Source organism: Nonomuraea sp. NPDC001684, from assembly GCF_053596515.1.
This window is the reverse complement of record NZ_JBSFGJ010000370.1, coordinates 1-9,365: the sequence shown is the minus strand read 5'-3', so window position 1 is coordinate 9,365 and position 9,365 is coordinate 1. Positions and strand designations below refer to the sequence as shown.

Annotated in this window: 8 protein-coding genes; 2 read left to right on the top strand and 6 right to left on the bottom strand. The window is 71.1% G+C overall.

Going from position 1 to position 9,365, the window contains the following annotated elements:
- A partial coding sequence (locus tag ACWCSD_RS40040; protein WP_449922698.1) for an SDR family oxidoreductase occupies positions 1-562 on the top strand: 562 nt, incomplete at its 5' end.
- A gap of 167 nt (positions 563-729) precedes the next feature.
- Here the strand turns inward: ACWCSD_RS40040 and ACWCSD_RS40035 are convergent.
- Positions 730-2,001, bottom strand: coding sequence for an FAD-dependent monooxygenase (locus tag ACWCSD_RS40035; protein WP_449922696.1), 1,272 nt, complete (start codon positions 1,999-2,001; stop codon positions 730-732).
- Between the two features lie 136 nt (positions 2,002-2,137).
- Positions 2,138-5,038: a tetratricopeptide repeat protein gene (locus tag ACWCSD_RS40030; RefSeq protein ID WP_449922694.1), complete on the bottom strand. Its 2,901-nt coding sequence runs from the start codon at positions 5,036-5,038 to the stop codon at positions 2,138-2,140.
- Between the two features lie 84 nt (positions 5,039-5,122).
- Between ACWCSD_RS40030 and ACWCSD_RS40025 the strand changes: the two genes are divergently transcribed.
- Entirely contained in the window at positions 5,123-5,443 is a 321-nt protein-coding gene (locus ACWCSD_RS40025; RefSeq protein ID WP_449922693.1) for a hypothetical protein, read from the top strand.
- An 89-nt stretch (positions 5,444-5,532) separates the two neighbouring features.
- On the opposite strand, the gene ACWCSD_RS40020 is transcribed toward ACWCSD_RS40025, so the two are convergent.
- The 4 genes from ACWCSD_RS40020 to ACWCSD_RS40005 form a co-directional block, all read right to left on the bottom strand.
- Complete coding sequence (locus ACWCSD_RS40020; RefSeq protein WP_449922691.1) at positions 5,533-6,708, bottom strand: hypothetical protein; 1,176 nt, start codon at positions 6,706-6,708, stop codon at positions 5,533-5,535.
- A 466-nt stretch (positions 6,709-7,174) separates the two neighbouring features.
- A complete protein-coding gene (locus ACWCSD_RS40015; protein ID WP_449922689.1) occupies positions 7,175-8,428 on the bottom strand; it encodes a hypothetical protein in 1,254 nt (417 codons plus the stop codon).
- Entirely contained in the window at positions 8,425-8,943 is a 519-nt protein-coding gene (locus ACWCSD_RS40010) for a SigE family RNA polymerase sigma factor (protein WP_358298005.1), read from the bottom strand. Before ACWCSD_RS40010 ends, ACWCSD_RS40015 begins: the two co-directional genes overlap by 4 nt.
- A gap of 149 nt (positions 8,944-9,092) precedes the next feature.
- On the bottom strand, positions 9,093-9,365 hold a 273-nt coding region (locus ACWCSD_RS40005), incomplete at its 5' end, for a fibronectin type III domain-containing protein (protein WP_449922687.1).

Sequence of the window (9,365 nt, the reverse complement as noted above, 5' to 3'; positions counted from 1 at the left end):
GCCAGGGGTCACCCCGCTGCTCCTCGACGTCACCGACCACGCGTCGATCCGGGCTGCCGCGCGGATCGCCACCGACGCGAACGTCCTGATCAACAACGCCGGGATCTCCACCGGCACGCCTCTCATCGGCGGCGACCTCGACGCGGTGCGCCGGGAACTGGAGACGAACTTCTACGGCCCCCTCGCCGTCACCAGAGCGTTCGCCCCGGTCATCGAGGCCAACGGCGGAGGTGCGATCCTGAACATCCTGTCGGTGATCTCGTGGTTGCACCCGGCGCGAGCCGGGGCGTACGCGGCGGCGAAGGCGGCCGCGTGGGCACTGACCGACGCGGCCCGCGAGGAACTCCAGCCCAGGGGGATCAGCGTCTCGGCACTCCATGTCGGCTTCATGGACACCGACATGACCGCCGGGCTGGACGGCGTCCCGAAGGCGGACCCCGCCGACGTCGCCACCCAGGCACTCGACGGGCTCGCCACCGGCCAGGCCGAGATCCTGGCCGACGACCTCACCCGCCGGATCCGTCAGGCTCTGGCACGAGGACCCGTCCCGACCGGCAGGTGATCGCCCGGCGCGAGCCGGACCGGCCGTTCCGCGCGCCGCCTTCCGGAGACGACGTTCACCGATCGGCGGCGGTTCGAGCATGGTGTGCGGTCCCGGCGGGGGTCGTCCACAAGCCGTACGGGCCGGCGAGGGGTGGGGGTGGTCCCTCTCGACACGCCATGTGGCACCTACGGCTTGGCCGAGGAGGTGATCGGGGCTGCGGAGTCCGGGATCCCCGCGTAGTCGGGCAGCTCGACGCCGTTGATCGCGCGCCCGACCAGCTCGGTGAACCATTCGCCGGTGAAATCGGGGCGCGGCTCGGCGTCCGGCCCCGGGACGACGCGGCTGCGGGCGTTCAACCGGCCGATCTCCTGGTTGGCCTCGACGAACGAGCGCATCCGCGCCTCGTAGCGGGCGAACCCGGCGTCGGGGTCCCATCCGGCGGCGGCCAGCTCTCCGGCCAGCAGGTAGGCGCCGACCAGCGCCAGCCCGGTGCCCTGCCCCGACATCGGCGAAGAGCTGAACGCCGCGTCCCCGAGCAGCCCCACCCGTCCACTCGACCAGCGGCCCATCACCACCTGGGCGACCTGGTCGAGGTAGAAGTCCGGGGTGTCGTCCAGGTGCGCGAGGATGTCCGGGGTCAACCAGCCCAGGCCCGCCATCCGCTCACGCAGCAGGACCTTCTGGGCCGCGATGTCACGGTGGTCGACGTCGAAGTCGGCCGAGGGGAAGGAGAAGATGGCCATCGCCCGGGTGGCGTCCTGGATGGGCCGCAGGAGGGCGGAGCGACCGGACTCCTGATCCTGGTACTCCAGCAGCCAGCGGTCCAGCCCGAACTTGTTGGGCACACTGTAGAAGGCCAGCACGTGCCCGAGGTGGCGGAGGAACCGCTCATGCGGGCCGAAGACCATCGCCCGCAGCGCCGAGTGCAACCCGTCGGCCCCGACCACCAGGTCGAAGCGCCGCCGGTCGCCGCCCGCGAAGACCACGTCGACCCCGTCCGCGTCCTGGGCGAGCTCCGCGATCCGGTCGCCGAAGACGTACTCGACGCCGTCGCGGGTGTCGTCGTAGAGCAGCTGGGACAGGTCACCGCGCAGGATCTCGATGTCCGCGATGTACCCGTCGCCACCGTCGTCGTCGGCGCGGAAGGTCTCCAGCACCTGCCCGTCCGCGTCCACGGTGTGGGCGCCGGCGGTGTCGGTGCACGCCGCGCGCACCGCCGCGTCCAGCCCCATGCGCACGATGACCTCCTTGGCGACCCCGCGCGCGTCCACCGCCTGCCCGCCGGGACGCAGCTCGGCAGCCCGCTCCACCACGGTCACCTCGGCCCCCCGCCGGCGCAGCCAGTGGGCCAGCGCGGGTCCCGCGATGCTGGCCCCCGCCACCAGCACCCGGGGACCGCTCGCCCGCTGCTCGCCGGTCCGGATGGTGTGCTCCTGCTTGGAGTCGTCGACGCTCATCACTGCCTCCATGTGCTTCCTCCCGCGCTGAACGTTCCCAGCGCAGGCCCACCGCTGCCGGTGTGTCCAGCCGTATCGACCACGCATCCGCACAGAACTCATCGGCGCACCCGAAGTCGCGTCCGCGCTCCCGCGTTCATGTGAGGCTGAAGGGGGCCGGTTCCACGTCGAGTTCTCTCATCGCCTCGGCATAGAGCCGGTAGCGTCGGCGGGCCTCGCCATGGCGGCGGGCCTTGGTCAACGTCCGAACCAGGTCCAGGTGGGCCGCCTCGTCGTAGGCATCCCGTTCGAGCAGCCGGAGCAGGTAGCGCACCGCTCCGTCGGGGTCGTCGGCCGCCTCCGCGAGCGAGGCCAGCTCGCGAAGCAGGGCCTGGTGCACGGCGCGGGCCTCCTCACGAAGAGGCTCCAGCCACTCGGCGTAAGGAGAGTCCTCGCAGACGTCCCCGGTGTAGCGGGCTTCGGCCGCGACGAGCAGATCCTCGTCCTCGGCGGCGAGCGCCTCGGCGGCGGCGCAGAGGAACTCCTCGACATCGGTACGGAGTCCGACCAGCTGGATGCTGTACTTGTCGGCGCGCACGAACTCCCCCGGGCCGAACTTCCGTTGCGGATCCAGGACCGAGCGCACGGTGGACAGAGCGACCGAAAGCCGGTTGGCGCAGGACGCGGGCTCCTCACCCGGCCAGAGGATCTCCATCGCCGCTTCCCGGGCGACAGTGCGGCCGCGTTGGCACGCCAGCCAGGTCAGCAGGTCGCGCGCCTTGCGGGACTGCCATTCGACAGCGCCGCCGCGGCGGCTGAGCCGTACTCCGCCCAGCATGCACAACCGCACGGCGTCCTGGTCGAGGAGCGTGATCACGCGGAGCAGGCCGGCGCCGGAGCCGTGCGGCCCGCGGACGCCGGCGCGGCGGAGCTCCTGCTCCGCCTCGTCGAGGCCGGAGCCGCTGAGCCGCGCGCGGGCGAAGGCGTTACGCGCGATGTCCACGGGGCTGCCGATCTGCGCCCAGATCTCCGCTGCGGAGGCCAGCAGGTCTGCCCGCTCGCCCGGGGATTCGGCCACGGTGAAGGCCGACAGCTCCAGGGCTTCGGCCATCTTGGCCCGGTCGCGGCGGCTGACGGCCGCCTCGTGGGCGGATCGGGCGTAGGCGCCGGCTTTGGTCCGGTCGCCGGTCTCCGCCCAGACCCAGCCGGCGGCCAGGAGCGCGTCCACCCGGCTGGAGCCGCCGCCTGCCGCGACCGCGCGTTCGGCCAGCTGTACGGCCAGCGCCGGATCGTCGACCGCGTGGACACGGGCCAGTCCGGCCAGGACCGTCTGGGTCAGATGGGCGTTTCGGAGTTGTTCGGCATGCTTCAGGGAGTTCTCGAAGCTGATCCGGGCATGCATCAGCTCCCCGCGCTCCAGATAGACCTGGCCGAGCCCCGCCAGTGGGTGGCCGAGCTTGTCGCTGCCCACCCTGCTGAAGATGTCGCGGGCCCGTTGGAAGTCGGCCAGGGCTTCGTCGAGCCTGCCCAGGCCCATGAGCGCCTCGGCGCGGTTGTGCAGGGCGATCGCGGTCTGGACGGGGTCGCCGACCAGGTCCGCTCGCCGTACCGAGAGGTCCGAGTCGGCGATGGCCTCGTCGTAGCGGGCCTCCTCCGTGCGGCTCGCGGCGCGGTTGGCCAGGACGCGGGCCGACAGCAACAGGTCTCCCGCGCTCTCCGCGGCGGCGAGGGCGAGGGCGCTGTGCCGTTCGCTTCCGGCCCCGTCGCCGGCGTCGTGGGTGACCATGGCCAGCGCGGTGTGAGCGCAGGCGGCAGCGCGTTCGTCCTGGCAGCGGGTGGCCATGGCCAGGGCCTGTTCGGCCAGCTGGGTCGCCTCCGCGCTCTCGCCGACCAGCCAGCGAGCGCTGGCGGACCAGGCCAGCAACATCGCCCGGTCGGAGGAGCTCGACGAGGGCAGCGGAAACGCCGAGCCGTCGAAGCCGCCGGCCAGCTCGAACGTCGACAATGCCGCCTTGTAGTCCCCCCGCTGGTAATAGATCATCCCCATCCGCCAGGCCACCGCGGGGTCGGTGGCGTCGACACGGCGAAGGCACTCCAGCGCGCCGGCCCAGTCCCCCTGAACCTGGCGGGCCCGCCCCTCGGCCAGATTCACGGCACACGTCCGCCACTCCTCCGGTACGGCGACGCAAGCCCGGACGAGCTCAGCCGCGTGCCCCTCGGCAAGCAGCGACGCATGCCACCTTTCGATCATCGCCACCCGATGGCCGGGCTCGTCACAAACCGCCAGCGCCTCCCGGACGAACCCATGCGACTCATACCAATGGGCCGCCGCCGACCCCCGTCCGGCATCGCCCATGAACTCCCTGACCAGGGTGGACACCACATAGCCCTGGTCACAGGGCGTGATCAGGATGTGCTGAGCGGCCAGAGCGCGGAGCTCCTCGCGGGAGACGGCGACCCCCATCGCCTGGCACAGCTCGTGAGTGAACCACGGCAGCCGAGCGGTCGCGCGGAGGAACTCCTCATGCTCGTCCTTCACCACCTCCTCGACCAGATAGTCGAACACCGGCGTGGCGGCGATCCGTTTGGCACGGTCCGACCAGGGCAGGCCGCTCAGCCAGCTCAACGTGAGCCGTACGGCGACCGGCCACCCCCTGGTGAGCTCGTGAACCTCCTCCGCCAGGTCGTCCGACCCCAGGACGATCGAGGAGAGCGAGCGGGTCTCGGCAGGAGTGAAGGCCAGCTGTTCGGCCGACACCTGGAAGACATGGCCGAGGCCGCGCATGCGCTGGATCGGGAAGGGCACGGCGGAGCGTGAGATCAACACCAGGTGAAGGTCGTCGCCGCCGTGGTGACAGAGCTCTTCGAGCAGGCGCGCCCCGGGGGTGCCCGGCTCGATCCGCTCCACCTCGTCGATGACGAGGACGGTCGGCCGGCAGACGGCGGCGGCCAGTTCGGTGGCGAGCCCGGCTGAGCGGATCCAGCCGGCCGGCGCGCCCAGGGCTTGGCAGATCTCTTCGATCAGGGTGGCGTCGTCGGCCCAGGTCAGCCACGCCACCGGATGATCAGGCCGGGCCCGCGTCCAGCCGCGTACGGCTGAGGTTTTGCCGCCGCCCGGGCCCGCGGTCACCACGGTGAGCCGGTGTCGCGGGATCTGATCGAAAAGGGCGGTGAGTTGCGCTCGTGCCAGCAGAGGCTCGGTCGCCGTCACAGCGAGAAGTATCTGCCGGGCTGGACTTCAAGGCAACTGAAAGATCCATTTCTTCCGGAGGCCGAGGTCAGGCTCGCGATGCTCCGCCACAGCAACGGGCTGGCCGTGGAGTTCGACGACAGCCGGCCCTCCGGCGACGTGGGCGTCGTCCAGACCGGCTTCATCGGCCGCGCCGGCCTGTGCGTCCGCGACAGTGGCGACGGCTTCCTGGCGGCCAATCTGAAGATCACCCCGAGCCGCTTCCACGACTGAACCCCGACCTGCCGCGGACGACCCAGGCCATCGACCGGCGAGCGGACGGCGGCCTGGGCGGTGCTCGCGGAGAGTTGCCGGACGTGAGGTCAGCGGTTGAAGTCGCGGGCCGTCACGCTCCCCAGCCCATTGCTCCCGTTCTTCGACAGGTAGACGGTCATCCCCTCGTCGTGGAGGTTGATCCACCCGCCGCCCTGCCCATAGGGGGCGTCCTTCGCGCGTACGGAGTCGGCGTACACGACACCATGGGTGCTGGTGCCCGGCCCGCCCGGGTACACCTGCAGCCCGAACCTGGAGAAGGCGATCCATCCGTCGTCGCTGCTTCTGCCCTGCACCCATCTGGTGTTGACGCCGTCGAGGTCGGCCTTGTCGGCGAAGACGGTGCCGGGGGCGTCGGAGCCGGGTGTGCTCCAGACCTTCACCCCGCCGGGGAGGAAGGTGATGCTTCCGTCGCCCTGGGTCGATCCCGCCAGCCGCGGAGTGGTGACGCCATCGACGGCGGTGAGGGTTCCCAGGACGGGGTTGCGCACCTGGACGGTCGTGGTGAGGGTGTGCCGCTGGGCGCCGAAGCCGGCGACGAGGGTGTAGGTGGTGTCGCGCCTCGGGGCGTCGCCGGCGTCCAGCACCAAGGAGTACGGGCCGTGCGACCCGGGGTGCTTGACCCGGGGAACGGGCTTCCGGCCGCCCGGGAACAAGACCTCGTACGTGAAGTCGTCGGATCCCTCCCAGTTCAGCCTGACCTTCGTGCCGGCGTCCACCACGACGTCGTCCGCGAGGAAGCCGTGCGGCGCCGGTATGTCCTTCGGCGCGGTCTTCACCACCGCCACCACCGTGTCACTCCTGCGCAGGCCCCCGCTCTTGCTTCTGCCGGCGGCCTCGGTCACCCGCAGCACGGCCAGCCCGGGTTCGGGGGCGACAGTGACGTTCTCCAGCGTCACCACCATGTGGTCACCGGGACCGAAACTGACGGCGCTGCCCTGATCGCTGACCTGGACCGCGAAGTTCTGCGTCTGGACGGTCACTGCCCGGGTGCGGCCGGTCTTGATGTCGGTGTGCTCGCCTTTGGGGGTGATCGTGGTGAAGTCGTGGGTGAGGTGGCCGGCGCCGGTGCCGACGGGCACCGTCACCTTGATCGTGGCGTACGCCGTCTGCCCGGTGTTCGTGACGAGCAGGTACACCGTCCCCGTGGACTTGGACTGCCGCCCGGCCTCCGACGCCGCCAAGGGCGCCGGGTCCGTGATGAGGGTGTAGGTCAGCATGGTCACGATCGCGACTCCTTCTCCTGGCAGCAACAGCGGCAGGCCGACGACCTGCGCGCTACGAGAGGACCGGGCCGGGCAGAACAGGCGCCGCCACGGAAGAGCACTCCTACGTGATCCAAACGTCAGGATGATGGCGCAACAAGAGCGCCCAAGGCGGCTATAACGGGACGCTTCAGCAACACCCTCAGCACCTTGACATGCGACCTCGGCCTTGACGCCGGAGTGCGGTATGCCCAGGACGCCGGTCTTCCAGGTGACCCGCAGTTGTAGGTGCCGTTGAAGAGCAGGTGGATGGTCGCGCCGCCGCCCAGGCTGTGCTGGTCGTTGACGTGGGAGCTGCCGCGCTCTGGTCAGGGCGAGCGTTGCCCTGCGCTTGGTCCGCGTCCACAGCCGGTACCAGCTGTGACAACGCCGGCGCGGGAGTGGTGGCCGCTCCCGCGCCGGCCCCGGCCGCTGTCGTCCTGGGGCGTCAGCCGCTGGGGAAGCCGGGCACCGAGACGCTGCCGCCCCACGGGGGCAGCCGGTAGGCGCCGAGCTTGCGGATCTTGCCGGTGGTCACGTCGATGGCGTAGGCGATATCTCCGAGGTCGGGCCACCGGTCGGAGCCCGGGTCCCGTATGGCGGTGCCCAGGGCCAGGACCTCACGCTCGTTGAGCCAGTATGCGAGCCGGTGCGGATTCAGCTGCCGCGGCGGGTCGAGCTTGACCTCGGACCTGACCTGGCCGCTCGCCCGGTCCACGGTGACGATCTTGTCGTACGGCTCGCTGTTCGTCACGGTCTCCCCCTTCGCCGCCGGGCCGGTCAGCATGGCCACGGTCGTGCCGTCCGGGCCGACGGCTCCCGTCAGCGCCCAGGTCTTCGGCTCGGCGAAGACCGTCACCTTGCCGTCCGAGAGCACGCCGAACCGGCCGCGCTCGTCCTCCACGACCATGGGGACGCCCTCGTCGGCGGGATAGAGGGATTGCCAGCCCTTGGGCACCTCCTCGACGACCCGCCCGCTCTCCACGTCCACGACGACCTGGGGGATGCCGACCAGGTTCAGGCCGAGCCGGCGCCCGTCCGGCGAGAAGGTGATCAGCCCGCCGCCGTTGACCATGGCCTTGCGCCTGACGACCTGCGGGATCTCCCAGACCTGGCCGGTGTCGAGCTCGCGGACGGCGAAGCGTTCACGCTCGGGGACGTAGTAGGCGATGCGGCGTCCGTCGCGGGAGATCGCCAGGGGGGCGGCGGTGTTCATGTAGTTCTTCTTGGTCTGGTCGGTGTAGACGCTCAGCGCATCGGCGACCCGGTACCGGGTTCCGTCCCGCAGGACCACCTTCCACTGCAGGCACGTCTCGTCGGCCACCGGCGCGTTGTCCTGGCCGGGCTTCCACGCGTCCTGGCAGAAGTCGTAGTAGGCGTAACGCACCGGCCCCACCCCGGACGCCGGCAGCACGGCGCGGACGGGGACGAGGTCCTCCGGCGACGGTGTCGGCCCCGCGGGGACGCCGCGGAAGGTCGGAGCGGACGAGGGCGTACCCCTCGTGACGGCGCCGACGTCGGTGGGCCCGCCGGGATTGACGAGAAGGGTGACGGCCAGCGTCAGTGCGGCGACGGCCGCGACCACGGAGCCGCTGATCAGAGTCGTTCGCGTACGCCGGGCGCCCCGCAGCGCGACCTCGGCGAGATCGACGTCGGGCGCCTGCCGGGCGATCGCGTCGAGCTCGTCACGGAACCTCGTCATCGCGGCACCTCCACCGGATCGATTTCGGACAACAGATCGGCCAGTTCGGGCGCGAGGACGCGCAGGCGGCCCAGGGCGTAGTGGGTCTGGCTCTTGACCGTGCCGGCTGAACAGCCCAGCGCTTCGGCGGTCTCCTCGACGCTGAGGTCCTCGTAGAAACGCAGCACGAGGACGGCGCGCTGCCGTGGAGTCAGCCGGACGAGCGCCTGTTGCAGGACCATCCGGTGCAGCCCGGCGGACTCCGGATCGTAGGCCGGTTCCGGCGGGCTGCTGGTCAGGATGTCCGTACGCCTGCGCCGCAGCCAGGACACGTGCTCGTTGACCAGGGCCCGCCGGGCGTATGCCTCGGGGTTGCCGTCCTTGGCCAGCTTGGGCCAGTGGCGGGCGATCCGGGTCAGCACGGTCTGCAGGAGGTCCTCAGCCCGGTGGGCGTCTCCCGTGAGCAGGTACGCGGTGCGCATCAACGCCTGTTGGCGGGCGCTGACGAACTCCCTGAATCCCTCATATTTGTCCATGCGACTCCTTCCGCCCTAATGAACGCAGGACGTCGGAAGCCGGTTGGAGGCGATCCACCCCCCAAGCCCCCGATCTCCGCAGCGCGGAACCAGAGGGAAGTGCCGAAGCGGCCCGGCCGGGCCGGCCGGGCCGCTTCGAGCGGGTGCGGTCAGCCCTTGGTCCGGACCGTGGCCGACAGTTCGATCGGGAGCGTCGTGCCGTCGGCGGCCAGCGGGCGGACGGTGAAGGTGTAGCTCGTGCGGCCCCGGAGCCCGGTGACCCGAGCCGTCGTCCCCGTCACCCGCATGACCTCCGTGCCGCCGTTGAAGACCGCGTAGCCGGTGGCGGCCGGCACGGACGGCCAGGTCAGGGTCACCGACTTGGCGTTGACGTTGCCGACGCCGAGTTCGGCGCCGTTCCAGGTGTTGGGCGTCTCGACCAC

Excerpts from the sequence above, each read along its gene's own strand:
- ACWCSD_RS40035 (WP_449922696.1), bottom strand. The coding sequence starts at position 2,001 with ATGAGCGTCGACGACTCCAAGCAGGAGCACACCATCCGGACCGGCGAG.
- ACWCSD_RS40015 (WP_449922689.1), bottom strand. The coding sequence starts at position 8,428 with ATGACGAGGTTCCGTGACGAGCTCGACGCGATCGCCCGGCAGGCGCCC.
- ACWCSD_RS40010 (WP_358298005.1), bottom strand. The coding sequence starts at position 8,943 with ATGGACAAATATGAGGGATTCAGGGAGTTCGTCAGCGCCCGCCAACAG.